This is a genomic window from Aquamicrobium lusatiense, from assembly GCF_014201615.1.
Lineage (GTDB): Bacteria > Pseudomonadota > Alphaproteobacteria > Rhizobiales > Rhizobiaceae > Mesorhizobium > Mesorhizobium lusatiense.
Genome location: NZ_JACHEU010000004.1, coordinates 157,468 through 182,874, shown reverse-complemented (window position 1 = coordinate 182,874; position 25,407 = coordinate 157,468). Strand labels below are relative to the sequence as shown.

Annotated in this window: 20 protein-coding genes; 4 read left to right on the top strand and 16 right to left on the bottom strand. The window is 63.9% G+C overall.

Annotated elements, in window-relative coordinates:
• Window positions 1-22: 22 nt before the first annotated feature.
• From HNR59_RS17875 to HNR59_RS17820, 12 genes are all read right to left on the bottom strand, one after another.
• Window positions 23-1,702: an ABC transporter permease gene (locus HNR59_RS17875; protein WP_183832392.1), complete on the bottom strand. Its 1,680-nt coding sequence runs from the start codon at window positions 1,700-1,702 to the stop codon at window positions 23-25.
• A gap of 10 nt (window positions 1,703-1,712) precedes the next feature.
• Complete coding sequence (locus tag HNR59_RS17870) at window positions 1,713-2,672, bottom strand: ABC transporter substrate-binding protein (RefSeq protein ID WP_183832391.1); 960 nt, start codon at window positions 2,670-2,672, stop codon at window positions 1,713-1,715.
• On the bottom strand, window positions 2,666-3,784 hold the full coding sequence (locus HNR59_RS17865) for an ABC transporter ATP-binding protein (protein WP_183832390.1): 1,119 nt from the start codon (window positions 3,782-3,784) through the stop codon (window positions 2,666-2,668). Before HNR59_RS17865 ends, HNR59_RS17870 begins: the two co-directional genes overlap by 7 nt.
• A gap of 80 nt (window positions 3,785-3,864) precedes the next feature.
• On the bottom strand, window positions 3,865-4,599 hold the full coding sequence (locus tag HNR59_RS17860; protein ID WP_183832389.1) for a metallophosphoesterase: 735 nt from the start codon (window positions 4,597-4,599) through the stop codon (window positions 3,865-3,867).
• Window positions 4,600-4,760: 161 nt separating this feature from the next.
• Window positions 4,761-6,389, bottom strand: coding sequence for an ABC transporter ATP-binding protein (locus HNR59_RS17855; RefSeq protein ID WP_343060860.1), 1,629 nt, complete (start codon window positions 6,387-6,389; stop codon window positions 4,761-4,763).
• Between the two features lie 60 nt (window positions 6,390-6,449).
• Window positions 6,450-7,598: a serine hydrolase domain-containing protein gene (locus tag HNR59_RS17850; protein ID WP_183832388.1), complete on the bottom strand. Its 1,149-nt coding sequence runs from the start codon at window positions 7,596-7,598 to the stop codon at window positions 6,450-6,452.
• Window positions 7,599-7,772: 174 nt separating this feature from the next.
• Complete coding sequence (locus tag HNR59_RS17845) at window positions 7,773-9,173, bottom strand: aspartate aminotransferase family protein (RefSeq protein ID WP_183832387.1); 1,401 nt, start codon at window positions 9,171-9,173, stop codon at window positions 7,773-7,775.
• A 155-nt stretch (window positions 9,174-9,328) separates the two neighbouring features.
• Window positions 9,329-10,228 carry a siderophore-interacting protein gene (locus tag HNR59_RS17840; RefSeq protein ID WP_183832386.1) on the bottom strand — a complete coding sequence of 300 codons (900 nt, stop codon included), beginning with the start codon at window positions 10,226-10,228 and terminating at the stop codon, window positions 9,329-9,331.
• A 5-nt stretch (window positions 10,229-10,233) separates the two neighbouring features.
• Window positions 10,234-11,016, bottom strand: a complete 783-nt coding sequence (locus HNR59_RS17835; protein WP_183832385.1) for a beta-keto acid cleavage family enzyme — start codon at window positions 11,014-11,016, stop codon at window positions 10,234-10,236.
• Window positions 11,013-12,002, bottom strand: coding sequence for a 3-hydroxyacyl-CoA dehydrogenase NAD-binding domain-containing protein (locus HNR59_RS17830; protein ID WP_183832384.1), 990 nt, complete (start codon window positions 12,000-12,002; stop codon window positions 11,013-11,015). Before HNR59_RS17830 ends, HNR59_RS17835 begins: the two co-directional genes overlap by 4 nt.
• 303 nt (window positions 12,003-12,305) lie before the next feature.
• Window positions 12,306-14,240, bottom strand: a complete 1,935-nt coding sequence (locus HNR59_RS17825) for an MOSC domain-containing protein (protein WP_183832383.1) — start codon at window positions 14,238-14,240, stop codon at window positions 12,306-12,308.
• A gap of 51 nt (window positions 14,241-14,291) precedes the next feature.
• Window positions 14,292-14,507, bottom strand: a complete 216-nt coding sequence (locus HNR59_RS17820) for a hypothetical protein (protein ID WP_183832382.1) — start codon at window positions 14,505-14,507, stop codon at window positions 14,292-14,294.
• 24 nt (window positions 14,508-14,531) lie between these two features.
• Here HNR59_RS17820 and HNR59_RS17815 point away from each other — a divergent pair, with 24 nt between their 5' ends.
• Genes HNR59_RS17815 through HNR59_RS17805 form a run of 3 tightly spaced genes read left to right on the top strand, consistent with a single transcriptional unit; the run spans window position 14,532 to window position 18,181 of the window.
• The gene (locus HNR59_RS17815) at window positions 14,532-16,022 is read left to right on the top strand and encodes an aldehyde dehydrogenase (protein ID WP_183832381.1); all 1,491 of its coding nucleotides are present in this window, start codon (window positions 14,532-14,534) and stop codon (window positions 16,020-16,022) included.
• 15 nt (window positions 16,023-16,037) lie between these two features.
• Window positions 16,038-17,399: a glutamine synthetase family protein gene (locus HNR59_RS17810; RefSeq protein ID WP_246374822.1), complete on the top strand. Its 1,362-nt coding sequence runs from the start codon at window positions 16,038-16,040 to the stop codon at window positions 17,397-17,399.
• Entirely contained in the window at window positions 17,399-18,181 is a 783-nt protein-coding gene (locus HNR59_RS17805) for a gamma-glutamyl-gamma-aminobutyrate hydrolase family protein (protein WP_183832380.1), read from the top strand. The genes HNR59_RS17810 and HNR59_RS17805 overlap by 1 nt, the downstream gene beginning before the upstream one ends.
• Before the next feature lie 363 nt (window positions 18,182-18,544).
• On the opposite strand, the gene HNR59_RS17800 is transcribed toward HNR59_RS17805, so the two are convergent.
• The 3 genes from HNR59_RS17800 to HNR59_RS17790 form a co-directional block, all read right to left on the bottom strand.
• Window positions 18,545-19,978, bottom strand: a complete 1,434-nt coding sequence (locus tag HNR59_RS17800) for an NAD(P)(+) transhydrogenase (Re/Si-specific) subunit beta (RefSeq protein ID WP_183832379.1) — start codon at window positions 19,976-19,978, stop codon at window positions 18,545-18,547.
• Window positions 19,979-19,989: 11 nt separating this feature from the next.
• Entirely contained in the window at window positions 19,990-21,561 is a 1,572-nt protein-coding gene (locus HNR59_RS17795; protein WP_183832378.1) for a Re/Si-specific NAD(P)(+) transhydrogenase subunit alpha, read from the bottom strand.
• Between the two features lie 315 nt (window positions 21,562-21,876).
• The gene (locus tag HNR59_RS17790) at window positions 21,877-22,269 is read right to left on the bottom strand and encodes a hypothetical protein (protein WP_183832377.1); all 393 of its coding nucleotides are present in this window, start codon (window positions 22,267-22,269) and stop codon (window positions 21,877-21,879) included.
• 118 nt (window positions 22,270-22,387) lie between these two features.
• Here HNR59_RS17790 and ftsZ point away from each other — a divergent pair, with 118 nt between their 5' ends.
• Window positions 22,388-23,377, top strand: a complete 990-nt coding sequence (ftsZ, locus tag HNR59_RS17785; protein WP_183832376.1) for a cell division protein FtsZ — start codon at window positions 22,388-22,390, stop codon at window positions 23,375-23,377.
• Window positions 23,378-23,418: 41 nt separating this feature from the next.
• Here ftsZ and recQ read toward each other — a convergent pair whose 3' ends face one another.
• Window positions 23,419-25,218 (bottom strand): DNA helicase RecQ, encoded by a 1,800-nt coding sequence (gene recQ, locus HNR59_RS17780; RefSeq protein WP_183832375.1) that lies wholly within the window; start codon window positions 25,216-25,218, stop codon window positions 23,419-23,421.
• Between the last annotated feature and the right edge of the window lie 189 nt (window positions 25,219-25,407).

The window sequence follows — 25,407 nt, the reverse complement described above, 5'->3', positions numbered from 1 at the left end:
CTCCCGGAGTTGCGCGGCGCTCTTACTCCCGTACCAGACCGCCACGCCGCAGCAGCATCAGGAACAGGAGCGGCAGCAGGGTCGTCAGGATGATGGTGACGAAGGCCATGGCCATGCCAAGCCCAACCGAGCCCTGCTCGAACTGACGCCAGATGAAGGTTGAGATGGTCTGCATGCCGACGGGCGCCACGACAATCGAAGCCACCAGTTCGCGCGAGGCGAGCGCGAAGACGAGCAGCATGGCCGAAGCGAGGCTGGGAAACACGAGCGGCAGCAGGATGCGCCGGAAAGCGACCGCGCCGGAGGCACCCGCCACGCGTGCCGCCGCTTCCAGATTGTCGCCGATCTGGAGGAAGGCGGCCGTGGCATAGCGCGCCGTCTGCGGCAGCAGGATGCAGCAATAGGCCAGCAGCAGGATGAAGCCCGTATTGTAGGGCGTGAACGGCAGCCCCGGCATGTTCCACGCCAGAATGAGGCCAACCGCCACCACGATGCCCGGCAAGGCATTGGGCAGGACGGTCATGATGTCGATGAGGGCGCGGCCCCGGATGCGGGTCTTGACCACGACATAGGCGGCGACCACGCCGATCAGGCCGGTCAGCACCGCCGTCGCCAGCCCGAGCGTGAGGCTGTTGGTCAATGCGCCGAGCGCTCCGGCCGAGTTGCCGAACACATCCGCGAAGTGGCGCAGCGTCAGGTTGTCGAAGGCGAGACCGCCGGAAATGGTGCCCGAAAGCGCCGTGCCCAGAATGGCCAGCATGGGCACGCCGGTGGACAGGAAGGCTACGATGCCGAACATCAGCATCACCGGAATGGTAAGACGGCCAAGCTCGCGCTTTTCCGCATTCTGCGGCTTGCCACCAACCGTCTGGTACGAGCGCCGCGTCAGGATCCAGCGTTGCAGCAGGAACGCGGCGAGAGACATGATGACGAGCACCAGCGACAGCGTGGCCGCCCCCGGCAGATCGATCGGCCAGTCGCCGACGCGCGTGTCGATGCCGGTGACGAGCACCTCGAAGCCGGCGCGGCGGCCAAGCGCTGCGGGCGTGCCGTATTCCTCGATTGCCGCGGCGAAGACGAGCAGCAGGCTGGCGGCCAGACCCGGAGCGGAAAGCGGCAGGGTGATGCGCCAGAAGGCGCGTGCCGGCGTGGCGCCAAAAACCCGTCCGACATCGGAATAGCGCAGGCCGATGGCCTCGACGGTGCGCGATACCGCGAAATAAACGACCGGAAAGGTGTTGAAGGTCATGACCAGCGTCATGCCGAAAAGCGAGAACAGAACCGGCGTCAGGTTGAAGCCGAAAAGCTGCTCCATATAACCGCGCGGTTGCAGCGTCATGATCCAGCCGAGCGTCGCGATATAAGGCGGGATCATGAAGGGAACGAGCAGCAGCACATCCCACACCGGAGCGAGCGGGATGCGGTAGAGCGCCCGCGCAACGCCCAGCGGAATGGCGAGCAACGCGGATGCGATGACGACGCACAGGCCGAGAAGAACGGTGTTGCCCGTCATTCTCAGCAGGCGCACGTCGCCCAGCGTCTGCGAAAGCAGGGAGAAGGGCCTGGCGAAGGAGCCCGCTCCCAGTTCCGGAAAGATCGCCTGCAGGACGATCGCGGCGAAGGGTACGGCAACGACGACAACCAGACCGCTCAGGGCAAGCCACGCGGCAGGCGCGACGCCGCCAATATCCTTCGCACTCATTCGATCAGGCTCAATTGGCGCCGAAAATATCGGAAATCTGCTGAAGGATTTCCTTGCGCTTGCCCTGTATCGCCGCCGCGTCATAGTCGATCAGCTTGAGGTCGGAGATCAGCGGGCGGTCGGCCGGAATGTCGCTGCGGGCAGGCATCAGATAGGTGCCGGCGACCAGCTTCTGGCCTTCGTCGGAGAGCATGTAGTCCACGAACTTCTTGGCCTCGTCCTGGTTCTTCGACCAGTTCAGGATCATGACCGGGCGCGGCGCGATGACCGTGCCGGACTCGGGGAAGACCACGTCGATGCTTTCGCCCTTGGCCTTGTTGCCGAAGGTGATGTAGTCGACCGCGCCGAAGACGGCGCCCTTGGCGCCCTGCAGCACCGGGTTCAGCGCTTCGGCATTGGCGCCGGCAATGATGGCGCCATTGTCCTTCAGGCTTTTGAACAGCGCGAAATCATCCTGCCCGGCAAGCGCCGCGGTGAGCTCGAAAGACGAACCGGACTGCGCGGGATCGGGAATGTTGACCAGATCCTTGAACTCCGGCTTTGCCAGATCGCTCCACTCAGCCGGCTTCGGTGTGCCGCTTTTGGTGTTCCAGGCGATGCCGAGCGCGGAAACGCCCTGCGCCACGGCCGTCTCGTTCTTCAGGAAATCCGGAACCTTTTCGGCATTGGGGCTGGTGTAGGAAACGAGCCAGCCGCGCTTGGCGAAGTCGGTGGCCGTCTCCCAGGAAGCGGAGATCAGCACGTCGACCGCAGGGTTGGCGGCCTCAGCCTCGATGCGGGCCATGATCTTGCCGGTGGTGGCCTGGAAGACATTGACCTTGATGCCGCTCTGCGCGGTGAAGCCTTCGGCCAGCTTGTCGATGAGGCTCTGCGGGCCGGCCGTGTAAACGGTGATGTCGGCATGGGCGACGCCTGCCAGAAGCAGGGTCGATGCAGCGCCGAAGACGAGCCCCTTGATCGATTTCAACATGTCGCAACCTTCTTTTCTGGAGTTCCATGGCTGCCCTGCCCGAACCAGCGAATCCGGTCGGGATCGATGGACAGTCCAATCTGTTCGCCCGGCCGCAACCGCGCGGCGCTGGGAAGCTGAAGTTCCACGCCCGGCGCGCAGGCCAGCATGACCGTCGCCAGATGGCCGTCACCGCGGAATTGCGAACGCAGCACCTTTGCCGGCAAGGCGTCCGCCGAAGTGCCGCATACCGATACGGCATCGAGAGGCACCAGCACCTGCGCTTCACCTTGCAGCGGCTGCGTGGCATCGCTGACCAGCGCATGGGCGCTGTCGCCGACGAACCAGTGTCCGTCGCGCCACACGACATTCACCGTTCCGCCGAGGCGCAGGAAATCGGCCACTTCTGGGGTCGAGGGGCGGGCGATCAGATCGTCGGGCGATGCGAGCTGGGCAATCTCGCCCCCGCGCATGACCGCAACCTCGTCGGCCAGCGTCAGCGCTTCGGCATGATCGTGGGTGACATAGATCGCCGTCAGGTCAAGCTCGGCGATCAGGCCGGCCAGTTCGCCGACCATGTTCTCGCGCAATTCGCGATCAAGATTGGAGAGCGGCTCGTCGAAGAGGATGAGCTGGGGCTCGGCAACGATGGCACGCGCGATGGCGACACGCTGCTGCTGGCCGCCGGAAAGATCGCTGGGGCGACGATCCGCATAGGCTTCCAGCCCGACGCGGCGCAGGGCGCGCATGGTCCGCTCATTGCGCTCGGCCCTGCCGATGCCGCGCATTTCCAGAGGAAAGGAGACATTGCCGCCAACCGTCAGATGCGGCCACAGCGCATAGTCCTGAAACACCATGCCGAGATTGCGCCGTTCGGGCGGCGCGAAGACCCCGGTGCCGGCATCCGCCACAACCTGTCCCGCTATGCTGACCGCGCCTTTCGTCGGCTGCAAAAGCCCGGCCACGAGCCGCAAAAGCGTGGTCTTGCCGCAGCCCGAAGGCCCGAGCAGCGCCAGCGTGCGGCCCCTGGCCAGCGAAAGATCGATGCTCCTGAGGATGACGGTCTCCCCGTAATGCAGCGCAAGGCCACGCGCGGAAACGGCGCTTACGGGCAGATCGATCGGGTTTGTCATACGCAAAGGCTTCGCTGCAGGAACTGCGCGTGCAATATGCCGCCTTCATAACAGTTCGATGACAGCGCCGGAGGCCGGTTTCAGCCGAGGTGTTCGATGCCGACAGCGCCATCGGGTGTAACGGTCGTGCGCAGGAAATGCGACAGCGCCCCACCATCGAAGGCAGCCGCGCTCAGATGGCCGGACCTGAAGGCATGCGTGTCGAGCGCGATGCGGTTGGAATGGATTTCCGGCAGGCCCGACGGCGTCGGCGAATGCCCATGCACGACCAGATGCCCGAAGGACACGCGATGGTCGAGGAAGTCCTCCTTGATCCACATCATGTCGGTTGGCGACTGCTGTGACAGCGGTACGCCGGGGCGAAGACCGGCATGCACGAAACACAGATCGCCTTTGACGACGCAATATTCCGCGCCCGCCAGAAGTTGCAGATGACTGGGGTGCCGTTTCAGCACGACCCGGCGCGCCGCCTGCCAGTCGCTAGCCGGATCGGAAATGCCATAGGAACGCAGGGCACCCATCGCGCCATAGCGATCCGCCCACAATTCAAGGCCCGATGCATCGAGCGACCCTTGCAGGAATTCCCTCAGGAACCAGTCATGATTGCCAAGCAGCAGGCGCGAAGCCGGGTTCGCACGCAAGTGCGCCGCGACAAGATCGAGGACGCCGCGGCTGTCCGGCCCCCGGTCGATCAGATCGCCAAGGAAAATCACCATCCCGTCAGGAGCTTCCCCGCCGATATGGGCGAGGAGCGCGCGCAAAAGGTCTGCGCGGCCATGCACATCGCCAATCGCGTAGATGCGTTCCGCAACCATATGACCCACTCCGCCTGCCAGACGGGATGGCTGTTAGAGCATCGGGCCGGAAAGGGAAATCCGGTTTTCGGTCCGATGCGCTCTCGATCATTCAGATCGCCCTTTGTGCGTGCGAAGAGACGCACAGCGATCTGTGACATTCCGGCTCGGGCGATAAAGCCTTATGCGGCACCCTCGAATTTGCGGTCGAGCAGCATGGCCGCCTCCAGAAGCCGCTTCGTGTAGGGGTGTTTCGGACGATCGAACACCTCGTCGCGGTCGCCGATCTCGACGATACGGCCATTTTCCATCACCGCCACACGATCGGCCACCTGCTCGACGGCACCCAGATCATGGGACACGAACAGGCAGGCGAAGCCGCGCTTCTCCTGAAGCTTGCGGATCAGCTCCAGTATCTGCTTCTGCACCGTCATATCCAGCGCCGATACCGGCTCGTCGGCCACCACGAAGGCAGGATCGCGCACGATGGCGCGGGCAATCGCCACGCGCTGGCGCTGCCCGCCCGACAGCTGATGCGGCAGCCGCGTCGTGAACTCGTGCGGAAGGCCCACTTCCGTCATCACCTCGCGCACCCGTTCCTCGATCTTCGCCTTGGTCATGCCCGGTTCGAGCAGCAGCGGCTCGCCGATGATCCCGGCGATCGTCTGGCGCGGATCGAGCGACGAATAGGGATCCTGGAAGATGATCTGAATGTCTCTGCGCTGGGCTTTTGCCTTGTCGCTGCGGGCATAGTCGATCTCCACGCCACGAAAGCGCATCCGCCCGTCGGTCGGGGCCTGCAGGCCGACGATGGTGCGGCCGAGCGTGGTCTTGCCCGACCCCGAAGCGCCGACCAGCGCCAGCGTCTCGCCCCGCGCCACGGTCAGCGTGATGCCGTCCACGGCGCGCTTGGCCTCGCGTTTCTGGAGCAGCGTCTGGCGGCCGGGATATTCGACGACGATGTTGTCCACCTCAAGGATGGTCTCGGGCTTGTCAACGGCGGGTCTGGCAATGGCCGGCCGGCGCGGCAGGGCATCGACGAGACGGCGCGTATAGTCATGCGCGGGCGCCTTCAGAACATCGGCGCTGCGCCCCACCTCGACCATCCTGCCGCGATGCATCACCACGACATCGCGCACATAATGCGACACCATGCCAAGGTCATGGCTGATGAGCAGAACGGCGGTGCCGTTCTCCTGCGTAAGTTCCACCATCAGGTCGAGCACGTCGCGCTGCACAAGCGTGTCGAGCGCGGTGGTGGGCTCGTCTGCGATCAGCAGCTTCGGCTTCAGAAGCATGACCGAAGCCAGCATGATGCGCTGGCGCATGCCGCCGGAAAACTCGTTCGGATAGGCGTTCAGGCAGCGCTCGGGGTTCTGGATGCGGATGCGTTCCAGCATGGCCAGCGACAAGTCACGGATCTCGGCCTTGCCGAGATTGCGGTGCAGTCGCAGCCCCTCGGCCATCTGCTCGCCGATGGTCATGGAGGGATTCAGCGAGACCATCGGCTCCTGAAAGACCATGCCGATCTGCGCACCGCGCACGGCCCTTAGTTCCCGCGCGCCAAGGCCGATCAGTTCGGTGCCCTGAAAGCGGATGCTGCTGCCCGGCACCACGGTGAGCGGATGCGGCAGAAGCCCCAGTATGGCGCGCGCGGCCATGGTCTTGCCCGATCCGGACTCGCCCACCAGCGCCAGCATGCCGCCGGGCTCGATGGAAAAGTCGACATCGTCGACCACCAGCGCGCCCTCTGTACCGACGCTGATTGAAAGTTTGCTGGCCGCAATGGCCGGCACCGTCCCCGCTGTCACCGCTTCCACTCCCGTTTGCGTGCGAATTTTCCGGCCTCCCTTTCTGGCTGGTGCGCGTTCTCAGGCTGCGCAGATTGCCTTCAGCGCGGCAATGGTTTTCTGGTCGAGATCGTCGCTGATCGGCAGCGGCTCCGAAGCCTGGCGCACGACGACGGTTTCCGAGGCGCGGTCGATCCACAGGAACTGGCCGAAAATGCCCATGGCGGCCAGCGCGCCGGTTCCGGTCTCGTACCAGTAGGCAAGATAGCTGCCGCCCGGATAAAGGAAGCACTGGTCGCCCGCCGCCCAGATGGCGCGGTCGCCGCCGGCCCACAGCCGTTCCACGAACTCCGCAGGCAGCACGCCGCGCCCGCCGACGCGCAGCAACTCGCCAAGACGGGCAAGATCGCGCGCGGTGACGGAAATGCCGCCCGACGTGCGCGGATTGCCGGCGCTGTCGACGGTGATGAAGCCATCCGTATGCGCACCCATCGGCTGCCATACGCGCGTGCTCAGAAGGTCCGCGAAGCGCATGCCGGAGGCCGCCTCGACCACCAGACCGGCCATGTCGGAATTCGGCGAGCGATAGCGATGAAGGGTGCCGTGTGGGTGAGCGGCGCGCGGCAGCGAGCACAGGAAATCACGCAAATTCGTGGTCGGATCACCGGCGCGCTGCGGCTTCCACAGCATGGCCCGGCGATAGCGGTCGAAACTGCCGTCTTCGTCCAGATAAAGCTCGTCGAAATCGAGCGCCACCGTCATGTTGAAGAGATCACGAACCGTCAGCCCCTCGTAGGCCGAACCGACGGCATCGGGGATGAAATCCGTCACCATCTGGTCGAAGGACAGCTTGCCCTCCGCCTCCAGAACGCCGGCAAGCATGCCCGTGAACGACTTGGAGATCGAGAATACGATATGGGCGCGCGCCGGGTCGACATAAGGCGCGTACCATTCGGCGATGACCTCGCCCTTGCGCATTACCACCAGCGCATCGCTGTGGCTTTCCTCCAGAAAATCCTCCAGCCGCAGCGTATTTCCCGCCACGTTGGAAACGGGAATGTCGGCGAAATGACCGAATGGCCGGACCGGCGTCTCGGCGATGCGGGCGCTGATGATCTGGGCGGAGGGAACATATTCCGCGACGTTCTGGAACGTCGACATGGAATAGGGACGCTCGCGCCAGTTGCCGAGATTGATGTCGGCACGGGTGAAGGGGAGTTCGGCGGTCATGTAAAGCCTCTGGTTTCGAGGTTATGGCAATGAGTGTGTGCGATCTGCGATCGCGTATCAAGCAGATAATAAGCTGTGCGGAAGCGGCCGCACCATGCCTGCCGGCGGCTGGACGGTGACAGGCAGGGGGGCCAAGGTTGCGGGGACGCGGCTTCGCTGCGGCCCCTCTTCCCATCATTCGCTGGCCGGGCTTTCCGCTTCGAGCCGGCGCAGCTCGATTTCCGCCGCATCGAGCGCTTTCAGCAGCCTCTCGCAGGCCACGTCGATGTTCTCGCGGGTCCAGATCAGCGGCGGCGACATGATGATCGTATCGCCGACCGCGCGCACCATGAAGCCGTTGTCGATGGACAGGTCACGCACCTTGTCGCCCGCATGCTTGCCCTTGAAGCGGCTGCGATCGCCCTTGTCCCTGACGATCTCGATGGCCGCCATCAGGCCGATGGCGCGGGTTTCGCCGACGATCGGATGCGTGCCGATGCGCTCGGCCAGCGCCCTGGCGAGATAAGGCCCGGTGTCCTCGCGCACGCGCTCGATCAGGCCTTCCTTTTCGATGATCTCCAGATTCTTCAGCGCCACGGCGCAGGCCACCGGATGCCCCGAATAGGTATAGCCATGGTAGAATTCGCCACCCTTCTCGATCAGGGTGGAAGCGATGCGATCGCCGACCAGCAGCGCCGACAGCGGCTGGTAACCGGAGGTCAGCGCCTTGGCCGTGGTGATGGTGTCGGGCTTGATGTTGAAGGTCTTGCAAGCGAACCATTCGCCGGTGCGGCCATAGCCGGTGATGACTTCGTCGATCATCAGAAGCACGTCGTACTTGTCGCAGATGCGCTGGATTTCCGGCCAGTAGCTGGCCGGCGGGATCTTCACGCCGCCAGCGCCCAGCACCGGCTCGCCGATGAAGGCGGCGACGTTTTCAGCGCCCGCCTCAAGGATCGCGTCTTCGACGGCACGTGCCGCCCGCAGGCCGAAATCGTGCTCGCTCTCGCCCGGCAGGGCAAGCTCGAACGAATAGGGCGGCATGACATGGACGATGCCCGGCACCGCGCCGTAAAGCTGGCTGTGCATGCCGTCCATGCCGGACAGAGAAGCGCCGGCAATGGAGGAGCCGTGATAGCCGGTCTTCCGCGAAATGACGATGCGCTTCGACGGCTTGCCTTCCAGCGCCCAGTAATGGCGCACCAGCTTGAGGGCCGTGTCGTTGGCTTCCGAACCGGACGAGCCGTAGAACACCTGATTGACGTTGTCGGGCGCCAGTTCCGCCAGCTTGCCCGCCAGCAGCACCGGTGTCGGCGTCGTGCAGCGGAAGAAGGAGTTGTAGAACGGCAGTTCCTTCATCTGGTCATAGGCGACACGGGCCAGTTCCTCGCGGCCATAGCCGACATTGATGCACCACAGGCCGGCCATGCCGTCCAGAATCTCGGCGCCTTCGCTGTCATAGATATAGGGCCCCTCGGAGCGCACGATCATGCGGGCGCCGGCGCCACGCAGTTCCTTGTGGTCGGTGAAGGGGTGGAGATGATGCGCGGAATCGATGGCCTGCAGATTGGCGCGCGAAATGGTCTGGTCAGTCATGTGATGTCTTCCTTCCTCTGTTTTTCAGTTATGCGGAGGCGAAGGAAGAAGGCGGCGAATAGCCGATGCGGGCGCACAGCAGCAAAAGCTCGGCCCGCCGCGTGCGGGGCGACTGCGTGAGCGTACAGCCGGACAGGAGGGGGCAGCGGCGATGGCTATGCATGGGCTTTGCCATAACGCCAGTAGCCCATCATGGTGAGCTGATTGCGGTCTATGCCAAGCTCGCCCAGAAAATGCGTACGAATGCGGCTGACGGCCGCCGTTTCACCGGCGATCCATCCGTAGAAGCTGTTGTCGGCTGGCGCCGCACGGTCCCATAATGTGTCCTTGTCGACATCGACCGCTTCCGGCTGTGCCGGGCCCGTACGCCTGGCGCTGCCGGGAAGATCCGCGGCAAGTGCTGCGCCGGCCATCAGCTCGCCATAGCCATGGTTGCCTGCGTCGCGGGGCAGCCAGCGCAGGTCGAGACCATCCCACGACGGAACCGGCTGTGCATCCTCCATGCAGGGCAGTTCGACACGAACCGTCGCCCGAGGTTTGACCTCCCACAAGGCGATCTGTTCCAGAATGCCGGCGATGGCCGGCAGCGCCGTCTCGTCGCCGATGATGAGCAGATCGCTCAGCCCCGGTGGCGGCTCCCAGTCGAAACCGGCAATCTCACCGTCATATTCCTTGTTCGGGCCGGTAATCTGAATCCGGTCACCCGGCTCTGCGCTCATCGCCCAGCGCGAGGCCGGTCCGTTGTCGCCATGGACGACGAAATCGACGGTGAGAAGCTGCCGGGCCGGATCGATGGCGCGGATCGTGTAGGTGCGCATCGGCGCGCGCTGGTGCGGCGGCAGCGCCTTGTAGACCTTCAGATAGTCGGGGCTGACGGGAAGGGCTGACGGCGTTCCATCCTCACGCGGAAAGAACAGCTTGATGCGCTGGTCCGGTGCAAGCGTCGTCATGGCAGCCAGATCGGCGCCCGCAAACACCAGCCGTGCCATGTTCGGCGTCAGCAGCCGGCGCTCGGCCAGCCGGACATTGAAGACACGGTAGGGCGTTTCCGACATTTTCGTCACCCAAGGCCAAGGAGATGGGCGCGGGCGGCGATTTCGGCGACGCGCTCCTCATTGGAAGCGGCGAGGTTGCCGTCCGCATTCCACAGGCTGTTCTCAAAACCCACACGCACCTTGCCGCCGGCTCGCATCGCAGCCTCAAGGCAATCCGTCTCGCTGCGGCCGAAGGCACACACCATCCAGTCGGGCGATTGCGGCAGGTCCGTGGCCGCGCGCAGGAACGCATCGAGATCGCCGGGCTCGCTCTGCTGGTTAGCCGAATAGCGGCCCAGCACATAGATGACCGAAGGCTGACCGGCCGGGATCACCTGCCGGGCCATCAGGTCGCCCAGCCGCGCCACATCGGCATCGTCATAGAGAATGTGCTGAACGTGGATCTGCTCCTGCCGGCACCAGCCATAGAAGCGCGCGGCCTCCGCCTCGCTCGCGGCATCGGGAACCAGTTCACGAATGGCCGCAGAAATGGCGCGCGGCTGCAAGGTGCGCACAAGCTGCATCTGCTCGGGCGCGCTGTAGATGCCGACCGCCTCGGTGGAGACCTGCACGGCCATCTGCGGAACGCGCTGCGCCAGCGCCCCGATGAGCTGGCGATAGAGATCGGCGTCGAGCGCATGCCGGCCGGTCTCATCGCGCACATGGGCGTGGATGGCGTCAGCCCCCGCCTTCCAGCAGGCTTCAGCCGTCTCGGCAATCTCGGAAACGGTCATCGGCAGTGCCGCGTGATCGGCTTTGGTGCGGCGCGCGCCGTTCGGCGCCACCATGATGAGCGGAAGGCCGGTCATCGTGCGCCCTTCCCGGTTTTTTCATTGGCCCCGGCTTCGTCTTCAGCCATGAGGCGCAAAAGCGCGATCAAAAGCCGGTCACGGCGCTGTGTAAGTTCGCCCATTGCGCGCCCGGCAACCTCGGCCTGCATGCCTTCGACCAGCTTGCGCTTCGTCTCCGCATCGAGGCGCGGCGTGCCGAGCGTCCCCCATCTTGCCTCCTGCGCGGGGCCGAGATGGTCGAGATAGGCCTCAAGCCCGCCCTCGCCGCCGCCCAGATGATAGAGCATGTGCGGGCCTTCGACCGCCCAGCGCAGCCCCGGCCCGAATCGGATCGCCCGGTCCACATCCTCAACCGAGGCGATGCCCTCGGCCACGATGTTGACGGCCTCGCGCCACAGCGCCGAGCTCATGCGGTTGGCGAGATGGCCGACGGCCTCGCGCGCCACACGCACCGGAACCTTGCCGATCGCCTCAAAGAAGGCATAGGCGGCATCGACTGCCGCAGGCGCCCCTCTCTCGCCCGCCACCAGTTCCACCAGCGGCACCAGATGCGGGGGATTGAAGGGATGAGCGACGATGACGCGCTCCGGATTGGCGCATTCGGCCTGCAACTGACTTGCGGGAAAAGAAGAAGTGCTCGATCCGATGACGACATCGGCGGGAACTGCGGCATCGATTTCGTCCAGCAGCGCCTGCTTGAGCGGCAGTTTTTCCGGTGCGTTTTCCTGAACGTAATCCGCGCCCTCGACTGCCTCCGCGATCGTGGCACACCAGATCAGCCGGCCGCGCTCACGGCCAGACGGGCCGACCGCATCGAGATCACCCAGCCCCGCTTCGACGAAAGCCGCCAGTCGCTCTTCTCCATCCGGCGCAGGGTCCCATGCACGCACATCCAGCCCGCGATGCAGGAAGAAAGCCGCCCACATGCCGCCAATGAGGCCACATCCGATCACCGCGACGGTGCGAACCTCATGTCCTGACCGATATGCGCTCACACTCGCCATTCGTCTGGATCGCCTCCCCGCTCCCGGATGATTTCGACCTGTCAAGGCACCAGCCGAAGCCCGCCCTAGCCTGCGCAGAATGTCATGACCGGATCATGATCCGCAAGGCGCTTATATCTCTATATATTGCGATCGCAGATCGCGCAATTGTGCGAGGCATGAATTTTTATTCTGCTCACAGAAAGCAGCAATAAACCTTTTTATCAGAGAGTTATATAAAAGCTGACAAAATGATACCTCTTTGGTGAACTCCACAAAACAGCGCCTGCTTCAGGGCATCTGCGCAGACAAAGAGCTACCCCTTCAGAGCTCCACGACGACATCGCCTATGGGGGAGGTCGAGCAGGCGAGAACCACATTCGCCGCCTTTTCCTCATCCGAAAGCACGGACCGGTCGCGGTCGGCAGCATTGGCCGCGATGCGCCAGTCCCCAGTTACCACGGTGCAACGGCATGAGCCGCAGATACCGGCCTCGCAATCGGACTGGATTTTGACGCCGGCACCGCGCGCCAGCGCGAGAAGCGTGGTGGTGCCCTCTCCCTCCACGGTCTTACCGGACCGCTGGAACGAAACGCTGTAGCGCCCGATCGGGGGAAGATCGACAGCGCTTTCGTCCGCCCCGAAACTCTCTTCCAGATAGGCCAGCGCCGGTTGCGCCGCCAGGCTGGTGCACACATCGCGCACCTTGTTGCGGAAGCCCGTCGGGCCGCAGCAGAAGGCGATGCGATCGGACAGGTCGGGGCAGACGATCTGCGCCATGCTCTCGTCGAACCTGCCGGCATGCACAATGCCCGGCGCATCAACGGCATCGTCCGCGCCTTTCGCGGAAAGATTCCAGGAAATGCGCAGCCGGTCGCCGAGCTGATGCTGGAGCAGTTTCAGTTCGTCCCGGAACGGCATGTCGGCCGCGGTTCGGGCACTGTGGTGGTAGACGACATCCCGATCGAGATTGGCATCGGCAATGGTGCGCAGGATCGAGATCATCGGCGTCACGCCGCTTCCCGCCGAGACCAGAAACAGCTTCTTCGCATCCCCGGCGGCGCCCAGATGAAACTTTCCGTTCGGACCGGAGGCCTGAAGCCGGTCGCCGACACGCAGGTTCTCATGCAGCCAGCACGACACGAAACCGTCCTGCGCCCGCTTGACGGTCACCGACATGTGCAGGGGCCGCGAGGGAGAGGACGAGATCGTATAGCTGCGGCGCACGATCTCGCCGTCGATGACGGGCATCAGCGTTATGAACTGGCCGGGCGAATAGGTGAAGGACGGCTCCGCCACGAAGCGGAATGTCTTCATGTCGTTCGTCTCGTCAATCACCGCCACACATGTAAGCTCCACCTGCCGGCTGCCGGACTGAAGCCCCTGCGCGGCCGCCGTGGGCAGGCGCGTGACCTTCCGCGCCGAACCCGGCAGCAGCGCCACCGGCTTCCTGCGCGACAGGACCTCGACCGCATCGCCGAGATGGATACGGCCGGCCGAATGCGGAATCAGGAACTGGCCGAAATAGACCTTGCCGTCTTCACCCCGCCGCTGCTTTCCCAGCATGCTCAGCGGCTCGTGATCCTGACGCGCCTGACCGCTCGCGGGGTCAAGCGTGGTCATCATGCACCGGTCGCAGGCCCCGGCGACCTCGAAGCGCATGTCGCCGATACGAATTTCGGCCCATGCGTCCTCGTCGAAGGGAAGCTCGCCCGCCACCACGACATTCGGCCGGAACCGGTCCATTTCCACCGGCTGCTCGAGATAGAGGTTCAGTTCTTTCAGCGACGCCGTGCTGGCCAGCAGAAGCGGCGCGGTATCGGCAAGGCTGACGACCCCGCCACTGCCGATGTCGAGTGCGCGGGGCTGACGGTCGTCCTGCACCACCAGCCGGCATGGCCGTTCCAGATGCCCGCAAAGCCAGTCCGCCACCGCATCGCCGGCATCGCCGGCTGAAACCTCGCTACCCCACACGGAAACCGGCCCGCAGGCAGGCTTCAGCTCTTCCCGGCGAAATCCGATCGGCGGCCTGCCCGGCGCGAACAGGATCACCTCGCCGCCATCCAGCACCACCCTGACCTGCATCAGCAGCGGAGCAGCGCGCGCGGTGATGGCGCAGCCCGTCTCGTCGACGACCATCATCGAGCGGTCGTCGAGAAGCCCCTTGGAGCCGACACGCGCCGACAGCACCGGCATCCCCCGCGCCGACTTCAGCGGGAAGATCGTCAGGCCGGCGATGGTCATGGGCGCAGTTGTCATTCGTCATCCAGTATAGGCGGATTTCGTCGTCGTACAGAACTCTTGCGCGGCTCAGGCATGGCCCAGCACCCGCCTCAGGGGTCGGCCCGCTTCGGAAGGCATGGCTTCGCGCACGCCGTCTTCGCGCCGTGATTCAAGAATTTCTGCACATATATATTGCGATCGCAGATCGCACAATGTATCAGGATGAAAATGGAATGACGGGTCGAAGAAATTCGCTTTTTCAACGACAAGCCGTTCCTGCAATACCCTGAAATCCAGATTCATCCATGCCGCCTGAGAGGAGTTCACATGGCCGATTGCACCGACTGGCACCAGTTGGCAGAGACCGTGAGCTTTCCCACGCTCGCCATCATCGATGGCCGCAAGGTGCCGGCAGTGTCGGGGCAAACCTTCGCATCGGTGAACCCGGCCACCGGCAAGGTGCTGGCCGAGGTGGCCGCCTGCGACGGCCGCGACATCGATCTTGCCGTCGCCGCCGCGCGCCGCAGTTTCGAGCAGGGCGTGTGGCGCGACCGCGCGCCGGCCGAGCGCAAGGCCGTGCTCCTGAAACTGGCGGAACTGCTGCGGGTGGAACTGCCCCGGCTGGCGGTTCTGGAATCGCTGGACATGGGCAAGCTGGTGCGCGATGCCCACGACAACGACATCGCCAACGCCATCAGCATTCTTCAGTGGCATGCGGAGGAAGCCGACAAGATCTATGACGAGGTGGCGCCGCTGCCGCCCGGCAATCTCGGCATCGTGCGGCGTGTGCCGCTGGGTGTCATCGGCGCGGTGGTGCCATGGAACTTCCCCTTCAACATGGCGGTGTGGAAGTGCATTCCCGCACTGGTTGCCGGCAACAGCGTGGTGCTGAAGCCGGCCGAGCAGTCGCCCTTCACCGCCCTGCGCCTTGGCGAGCTGGCGCTTGAGGCCGGCATTCCGGCAGGCGTGCTCAATGTGGTGCCGGGGCTTGGCGAAACCGCCGGGCAAGCGCTTGGCCGCCACATGGATGTCGATTGCCTGGCCTTCACCGGCTCCACCGCCGTCGGCAAGCTGTTCCTGCGCTATGCGGGCGAATCCAACATGAAGCAGGTCTGGCTCGAGTGCGGCGGAAAGTCCCCCGCAATCGTCTTTTCCGACTGCGCCGATCTCGATCATGCCGCTGACCAGATCGCCGCCGGCATCTTCTACAATCAGGGGCAGGTGTGCTCGGCCTCTTCCCGCCTCTATGTTCATGCCCCGATTGCCCGCCGGCTCACCGATCTTCTGGTGCAGCGCGCCGGGCGTCACCGCCCCGGCGACCCGCTCGATCCCGCTTCCGGCCTCGGCGCCATGGTCGATGCCAGGCACGCCGCCACCGTCATGCGCTATGTGGAGGCCGGAAAGCGGGAGGCCGACCTTGCCACCGGAGGCTGCACGGCCACGGTGAACGGAGCGGGCAGCTTCATAGAGCCGACCATCTTCACCGGCGTGCGGCAGGAAGCGTCGATCATGCAGGAGGAGATTTTCGGACCCGTGCTCTCTGTCTCGACGTTCGAGCATGAGGACGAGGCCGTCCGCCTCGCCAATGCCAGCATCTACGGGCTCGCTGCCTCGATCTTCACCGACGACCTGTCGCGCGCCCACCGGGTTTCGGAACGCATCGTGGCCGGCGTGGTGGCGGTGAACGTCGTCGACCCCGTCAATCCCGCCGTCCCTTTCGGCGGCTTTCGCCAATCCGGCAACGGACGCGACCTCTCGCGCCACGCCGTCGACAAATACACTGCACTGCGGACCACCTGGATCCGCCATCGTCACTGACAACGGGAGAAATGATTGCAGTCTGAGGAAAGCCGGAATGCCGCGATCGCGTGGCTTGAAAACAATCCGCAGGTGGAAAGCGTGCGCGTCGCCATATGCGACCTCAACGGGGTGATGCGCGGCAAGCGCATTGCCGCCGATCAGGCGCGCAAGGCGCTCGATGGCGGCATGCGGATGGCCTATTCGCTGATCGGCATGGACATCTGGGGAGAGGACATCGAAGGCAATCCGCTGGTCTACAGCACCGGCGATTCCGATGCGGTGTGCCACTGGACCGGCCGGCCGATCGTTCCCGTGGACTGGACACCTCTGCCGACCGCCCTCATCCCGCTCACGCTCGCCTATGATGACGGGCGGCCCTTTCCGGGAGATCCCAGACAGGCGCTGGCGGAAATCCAGAGGCGGTATGCCGCGCGCGGCCTCACGCCGGTCGTTGCCACCGAGCTTGAATTCTATCTGTTCGATGCCGCCTCCAATGAACCCGTCGGGCCGGTCTCGCCGGTGAACGGCAGGAGGCTCAATGCGGATGGAGCCCTGTCCATCGACGAACTGGACGCGTTCGAGACCTTCATCTCGGAAGTCTATGCCGCCTGCCGGGCGCAGAACATTCCCGTCGACACCACCATTGCCGAGAACGGGGTCGGCCAGTTCGAGATCAACCTCAACCACGTCGCCGATGCGCTGAAGGCGGCGGACGACGCCATCCTGTTCAAGCGGGTGGTGCGCGGCATCGCCCGCAAGCACGGCTTCATCGCCAGCTTCATGGCCAAGCCCTATGGCGACCGGGCGGGCAGCGGCCTGCATGTGCATTTCAGCCTGCTCGACGGCGATGGCAACAATGTCTTCGACGACGGCACCGAGAAGGGCACGGACATCATGCGCCACGCCGTCGGCGGGCTTTTGCGCGGCATGGCGCAGAGCACGCTCATCTTCGCGCCGCACTTCAACTCCTACCGCCGGCTGCGGCCCAAATCCTATGCGCCCACCGCCGTGGCATGGGGCTATGAGAACCGGATGGTGGCGATCCGCATTCCCGGCGGATCGCACAAGGCGCGCCGCATCGAGCACCGCGTCGCCGGCGCCGATGCCAATCCCTATCTGGTTCTGGCTAGCGTGCTGGGTTCGGCCCTGATCGGCATGGAAGAGGCCTGCGATCCCGGCCAGCCCATCGCCATGGATGTCGATTCCCACGATCTGCCGCGCCTGCCGTCAGACTGGCTGGCGGCGATCGCCGCATTCGAGCAGGGCAAACTGATGCAGGCGCTTTTCGCTCCGGAACTGCGCGATGCCTTCGTCGCCTGCAAGCAGCAGGAAGCCGATACCTTTGCCCGCAAGGTCGGCAGCTTCGAGCTCGAAACCTATATGGAGATGGTGTGATGGCAAGGCCCTGCGTCGCCGTCGCCACCGACACCATCGAGTTCGCCGGAACCGAATGGTTCGCCACGCAGCGCCAGTATGTCATGGCAGCCGCGCGCGCGGCCGACGTCACGCCGCTTCTGGTGCCGAACCTCGGGAAGGAACTCGACTGCGAGGCCGTGCTCGACGCCGTGGACGGACTGCTGCTCACCGGCTCGGTTTCCAACGTCTATCCCGCGCTCTACGGAGGCGAGGTCAGCCCTGCCAACGAGCCCTACGATCCGGCCCGCGACGCAACCAGCTTCGCCTTGCTGGAGCTTGCCCTGAAGCGCGGCTTGCCGCTGCTGGCGATCTGCCGCGGCCTGCAGGAGCTGAACGTCGCGCGCGGTGGCACGCTGCAGACGGAAATCCAGTCCATCGACGGCAATCTCGACCACCGCGCGCCGCAGTCGCCGGATCGCGCGGAGCGCTTTGCGGTGAAACACAGCATCCGGGCCGCCCCCGGCTCGCATCTGGCGGGGCTGATCGGCGATGAGCCCGTGATGGTCAACTCGCTTCACCGGCAGGCGATCGCGCGGCCCGGCAGCGGCATCGTTGTGGAAGCGGCCGCCGGGGACGGCATTGCCGAGGCCGTATCGGTACAGGATGCACGCAGCTTCGCCATGGGCGTGCAATGGCATCCCGAATTCGCAGCCGAAAACGACCCGGTGTCGCAAAAGCTGTTTCGCGCGTTCGGCGACGACGTGCGCGCCCATGCCGCGCGACGCTTTCCGGAACAGGAAGCCATTCAGGCAAAGGCGTGATCTGAAATCACGGCATCCGTGAGGGAGGCCGTTTTCAGCAGCGGCTTCATGATCGGCGCAGGGCGATCACGTCGTTCATCTACCGACATTGACAGCATCTTTGCCGATCGGCACCGATGTCCTGACGGTCTTCGAGACGTGTGTTCGGGAACTCGTCATTCATGACCGGTAGGCCGGTCATGATTTCGCGTGGTCGCAGCGCCCCATCGTCAGGGTCACACGCAAATGCGTTGCCGGCACGCGTCAGAAGAAGTGGCGGGTATTTTCCGAAGGTTCGCAAAAGCCCGCCTGCCCGGTCAGGCCTTGAACTTCATGCTCCCGGCAAGCATATCCTTGCCGGGAGCAATCTTACGGAGCCGGTTTTCAGCCGATCAGCGGCAGGAGCTGGTCGAGGCTCTTCTTGGCGTCGCCATAGAACATGCGGGTGTTCTCTTTGTAGAAGAGCGGATTTTCGATGCCGGAATAGCCGGTTCCCTGACCGCGCTTCGACACGAAAACCTGCTTGGCCTTCCACACTTCAAGCACCGGCATTCCGGCAATCGGACTATTGGGGTCTTCCTGCGCGGCCGGGTTGACGATGTCGTTGGAGCCGATGACGATCGCAACGTCCGTTTCCGGGAAGTCCTCGTTGATCTCGTCCATTTCCAGAACGATGTCATAAGGCACCTTCGCCTCTGCCAGCAGCACGTTCATGTGACCCGGCAACCGCCCGGCGACCGGATGAATGGCGAAGCGCACATTCTTGCCGGCGGCCCGCAGCTTGCGGGTCAGCTCGGAAACGGACTGCTGGGCCTGCGCCACCGCCATGCCATAGCCGGGCACGATGATGACACTGTCGGCCTCGTTCAGCGTTGCCGCCACACCGTCGACGTCGATGGCGATCTGCTCGCCTTCGATTTCCATGGCAGGGCCCGTCGTCGTGCCGAACCCGCCAAGGATGACGGAAATGAAGGAACGGTTCATCGCCTTGCACATGATGTAGGACAGGATCGCGCCGGACGAACCGACCAGCGCACCGGTCACGATCAGCAGATCGTTCGACAGCGAGAAGCCGATCGCTGCCGCTGCCCAGCCCGAATAGCTGTTCAGCATCGACACGACGACCGGCATATCGGCGCCGCCGATGCCCATGATCAGGTGATAGCCGATGAACAGCGCCGCCACCGTCATCACAACCAGCGCAGCGGTGCTGGCCGTGTTCAGATAGACGACGAGCAGCACCAGCGAGATGAGCGCGGCGCTCGCATTGAGGATGTGACCGCCGGGCAGCTTCTTTGCCTTGCCGTCCACCTTGCCCGCGAGCTTGCCGAAGGCGATCACCGACCCGGTGAAGGTCACCGCGCCGATGAAGACGCCGAGGAAGGTTTCCACCCGCAGGATGGAGATTTCGGCGGGGGTTTTATGCGCGATGCCGGCGGCGAATCCGGTCAGGGCAAGGCGTGCGTCCGCCGCCATTGCTGCCACGCCGGTCATCTCGATATGGGTGTTGAAGCCGATGAACACGGCAGCCAGACCCACCAGCGAATGCATGGCGGCCACAAGCTGAGGCATTTCGGTCATCTGCACCCGCTGGGCGACGATCCAGCCGGCGGCGCCCCCGACGATGAGAACGGCCAGCGAAAGCTGCCAGAGACCCGAACCCGCACCTGCGAGCGTGGCTATGACCGCCAGTGCCATGCCGACGATGCCGTACCAGACGGCGCGTTTGGCGCTTTCCTGACCCGACAGGCCACCGAGAGAGAGGATGAACAGGACTGCCGCGACGATATAGGCGGCGGTTGTGAAACCGATTTCCATAACCCTCTCCCTTACGACTTCTGGAACATGGCGAGCATGCGCCGGGTGACGAGGAAGCCGCCGAAAATATTCACGCCTGCCATCAGCACGGAGAGTGCGGCCAGCACGATCACCAGCCAGCTGCCGGAACCGATCTGAAGCAGCGCACCCAGAATGATGATCGAGGAAATGGCGTTGGTGATCGCCATCAGGGGCGTGTGCAGGCTGTGGCTGACATTCCAGATGACCTGGAAGCCGACGAAACAGGCCAGCACGAAGACAATGAAGTGCGACATGAAGCTGGCGGGCGCGAAATAGCCGGCCAGCAGCAACAGAACGCCGCCGGTGGTGAGCAGGGCCACCTGATTGCGGGTCTGAGACCTGAAGGCCGCCGCTTCCTGAGCCCGCTTCTCCTGTGCAGTCAGCTCTTTCGGCTTCTCCCTTGGCTTGGCGGCCGCGATGGCCTTGACCTTGGGCGGCGGGGGCGGCCAGGTGATCTCGCCCTTATGCGCAACCGTCGAGCCGCGGATCACGTCGTCTTCCATGTCGTGAACGACGACGCCGTCTTTCTGGGGCGTCAGATCGCTCAGCATGTGGCGAATGTTGTTGGAGTAGAGGCTGGACGCCTGTGCGGCCATGCGGCTCGGAAAATCGGTGTAACCGATGATGGTCACGCCGTTGTCGGTCACGATGCGCTCGTCCGGCACCGTCAGATCGCAATTGCCGCCACGCTCGGCCGCCAGATCCACGACCACCGATCCGCGCTTCATCGCCCTGACCATGTCCTCGGTCCACAGCTTGGGCGCCGGGCGGCCGGGGATGAGGGCCGTGGTGATGACGATGTCGACCTGAGGCGCAAGTTCACGGAACTTGGCAAGCTGCTTGGCGTGGAACTCAGGCGAGGATGGGGCGGCATAACCGCCGGTGGCCGAGCCATCCTGCGCCGGTTCGAAATCGAGGAACACGAATTCCGCGCCCATGCTTTCGATCTGCTCGGCCACTTCGGGACGAACGTCGAAGGCATAGGTGATGGCGCCGAGGCTGATGCTGGCGCCGATGGCGGCCAGACCGGCCACGCCGGCGCCCACCACCAGAACCCGGGCGGGGGGAATCTTGCCGGCTGCCGTCACCTGTCCGGTGAAGAAACGGCCGAAATTGTTGGCGGCCTCAATGACGGCGCGGTAGCCGGCCAGATTGGCCATGGAAGACAGGGCATCCATCTTCTGGGCACGGCTGATGCGCGGCACCATATCCATGGCGACGACCGTGACGCCCTTGCGCTTCGCCTGTTCCAGAAGCTCGGGATTCTGGCCGGGCCAGAAGAACGAGATGAGCGTCTGCCCTTCACGCATCCGCTCAAGCTCGTCAGCTTCCGGACCCCGGACTTTGACCAGCAGATCGGAGGCTTTGGTTACGGCTTTGGCATCGGCAAGTACCGTGACGCCCGCTTCGGCGTAGGCTTCATCGGTAATGCCGGCTTTCTCGCCGGCTCCGGCTTCAACCAGACACTCATGACCGAGTTTCTGCAGATGCCGCGCCGAGTCCGGCGTCAACGCCACCCGGCTTTCGCCGTCAGCAGTTTCCCTTAATGCTCCGATCTTCAAGTTTATCTCCCCTGCAACACGCTTTATCCCATTGGCGCTCGTCTGGAGCCGTACTGCAAGGTTCCGAGAAACTGATCGGGCAGTTTCTGAACCACGCCAGCTACCAGGCGGCCACTCAGTTGCGCGATTTTTCTGACAATGACAACATCATCCTGACAATGAATCATTGCCGGAACCGAATTTCTCAACGGCGTGCAGTGCAATACGCATATCGAGTCTGATGAAATTTGTGCCGTCTCGGCCAACGGGATGCGAGACAGGTCAGCGTTCCGGTTTCGTCATTCCGGCAAGGTCGACGCAGTATTCATGCACGCCTTAGCAGGCTGATTTCCATAGTGATTTCATGTAGATATCGGATGATTTCCGAATTTTCAGATTACGGACGCCGAAAGACCGTCGCTTGCAGGACAGCCGGGCAGGACCTTTTCCCGGCCATCTTAGATGTTGCCGCAAGCTCATCGCCTCATCCATTTTCAACGCCAATCCCTGTGCCAGCTTCAAACTGAGTTCTGCACCAGATCGCTTTGAGCTTTTCTTTGGAACGGCGAACGCCGGGCTGGCGGGAACATGGCCTTCACGCCTCATGTGCATTTCGACAGCGAAGCCGGATTTTCGCAGCAGAAGGCAGAAAACGACGGGCAGCCCTGCTGAATTCAGGGAGAGAACCGACCGTTCCGATGCATTGTCGTGGCCATGCCGCCGCGCCATTCTGCCTTCCTTTCCAGCCAATGACTTAAATAAGTCCCTTATTCGGAACGATACGGATAGAGTTGTGATTCAAATGTCGCCGCATCGCCGGACGACCTGACCTTCCGTATTCTGGAGTATGGACATGAGTACCAGACCGAACATCGTTGAACTCAAGCCCAAAATCACTGTGATCGGGGTCGGCGGCGGGGGCGGCAACGCCGTCAACAACATGATTACCGAACAGCTGGAAGGCGTAAACTTCATCGCCGCCAACACAGATGCGCAGGCCCTCGCCATGTCGAAGGCATCGCAGCGCATCCAGCTTGGAGCCATGACCACCGAAGGCCTTGGCGCCGGCTCCCTGCCTGAAATCGGCTACGCAGCCGCCGAGGAATCGCTGGGCGAAGTCATGGAGCTTCTTGCCGGCACGCATATGTGCTTCGTCACCGCCGGAATGGGCGGCGGCACCGGTACCGGGGCGGCTCCCCTCATCGCCGATGCCGCCCGCAAGGCAGGCATTCTCACCGTTGCCGTTGTCACCAAGCCCTTCGTTTTTGAAGGTACGCGCCGCATGCAGGCTGCGGAGCGTGGCATCGAACGCCTGCGCGAATGCGCCGACACGGTCATCGTCATCCCGAACCAGAACCTTTTTCGCATCGCCGATGCGAAAACAACCTTCGGCGATGCCTTCATCATGGCGGATCGCGTGCTCTATTCGGGCGTCAGCTGCATCACCGACCTGATCGTGAAGGAAGGGCTCATCAATCTCGACTTCGCCGATGTGCGCTCGGTGATGCGCGACATGGGCCGCGCGATGATGGGCACCGGCGAGGCCACAGGCGAAGGCCGGGCAAAGAAGGCGGCAGAGGCGGCAATCGCCAATCCGCTTCTCGACGAAGCATCGATGGGCGGCGCGAAGGGTGTGCTGGTCTCGATCTCCGGGGGCCAGGACATGACACTGTTCGAGGTGGATGAAGCAGCCACCCGTATCCGCGAGGAGGTCGATGCAGATGCCGACATCATCGTCGGCGCCATCTTTGACCAGGCCCTGCAGGGCAGGTTCAGGGTTTCGGTGGTGGCCACGGGGCTGCGGCAGCAGTCACCGGCCATCGAAATTGCCGGATAAACGCGTCCGCCTGCCATCGGCAAGCGGCGCTCTGAAAATCCTCAGGCGTGCTCCGCGATGACCGACAGGAAAGCCGGGCCGTAGCGGTCGAGCTTGGCCTCGCCGACACCCGGCACTTCCGCCATTTCGCGGCGGGAGGCCGGCCTTGCCGCCGCAAGCTCGATCAGCGTCTTGTCGTGGAAAATGACATAGGGCGGCACGTTCTGTGCGCGCGCGATCTCCAGCCTTTTTTGCCGCAATGCCGCGAACAGGGCACGATCCGCCTCTGCTATGGCGGACTCGGCGCCGCCGCGGGCCACCCTGCCACGACGCGCGCGTGGCGGCCGCGGCGAGCGCAGCATCAGCGCGGGCTTGTCGCGCAGAAATTCGCGGCCGGCGGGTGCGATCGACAGGCCGCCATGACCGGCCAGATCGACATTGATGAAGCGCAGCGCAATCAGCTGCCGCAGGATTGCCCGCCATGTGCGGTTGTCGTGCTCGGTGCCGATGCCGAATGTCGATATGCGATCATGCCCGAACCCGGCGATGCGCTCATTTTCCACGCCGAGCAGCACATCGGCGATGTAAGCCTGCCCGAAGCGCTCGCCGGTGCGGTAGATGCAGGAAAGCGCCTTCTGCGCCGCTATGGTGCCGTCGAAAAGGATGGGCGGCTCCGCGCAGGTGTCGCAATTTCCGCAAGGCTCGCACTCATCGCCGAAATAGGACAACAGCACCTGCCGCCGGCAGGTTGCGGTTTCGGCCAGCCCCAGCAGCGCATCGAGCTTCTGGCGTTCCATGCGCTTGCGCTGTTCGGGCGCGTCGGATTCCTCGATGAAACGGCTGCGCAGGGCGATATCGTCATGGCCGTAGAGCATGAGCGTATCCGACGGCAGGCCGTCGCGCCCGGCGCGACCGGTTTCCTGATAATAGGCTTCGATGCTGGATGGCAGATCGATATGGGCCACGAAGCGCACGTCCGGCTTGTCGATGCCCATGCCGAAGGCGATGGTGGCCACCATCACCACCGCTTCGCCATGCTGGAAACGCGTCTGGTTGGCCTCGCGCGCGGCTTTGTCCATGCCGGCATGATAGGCCAGCGCATCATAGCCCTGATCCCGCAGCCATGCGGCGGTTTCCTCGGTCCTGCGCTTCGACAGGCAGTAGACGATGCCGCTCTCGCCCTCGTGGCGGCGGAGAAAATCCTTAAGCTGGGCGCGCGGATTGTCCTTTTCCTCGATGGCGTAGCGAATGTTGGGCCGGTCGAACCCGGCAATGAAGGCATCGGTCCCGGCAATGTTCAGATGCGTCAGGATTTCGGCACGCGTCGGCTCATCGGCCGTGGCTGTCAGCGCCATGCGCGGCGTGTCGGCAAAGCGCTGCACGACCGCATCGAGCTGGCGATAGGAGGGGCGGAAATCATGCCCCCATTGCGAGAGGCAATGGGCCTCATCAATGGCAATCAGCGACAGCTTCACCCCGTCGAGCCGGTCAAGAACGTCCGGCCGCAGCAGCGTTTCGGGCGCGACATAGAGAAGGTCGAGCCCGCCGGTGCTGACGGACTGCCACAGCTCGCGCCTCTCATCCGGTCCGAGATCGGAATTGAGCGCGGCCGCCCGGACACCAGCCTGTCGGAGTGCGGCCACCTGATCGGCCATCAGCGCCAGCAGCGGCGAAACGACGAGCCCCAGACCCGGACGGGCGATCGCCGGAATCTGATAGCACAGCGACTTGCCGCCACCTGTCGGCATCAGCACGAAGGCGTTGTTGCCCGCAATAACATGCTCCACGATCCGCGCTTGCGGACCCCGGAACGCGTCATAGCCGTAGACGGATTTGAGAATTTCGAGGGAGGAGGCAGCCATGTTCTTCTGTGCCGGAAATTAACGGAGGGGATCGTTCATGCATATCGGTTCAGCCTGCAGTAGCACAATGCGTGGCCGGACGGACGTCTGCCATGCACAGGTGCGGCACCCTGCCCCGTCGTCGGGACAGCGGAGCCTATGGCTACCATCTGATCCCGCATGATGCTCTGGAAGCCATGCCTGCTACGG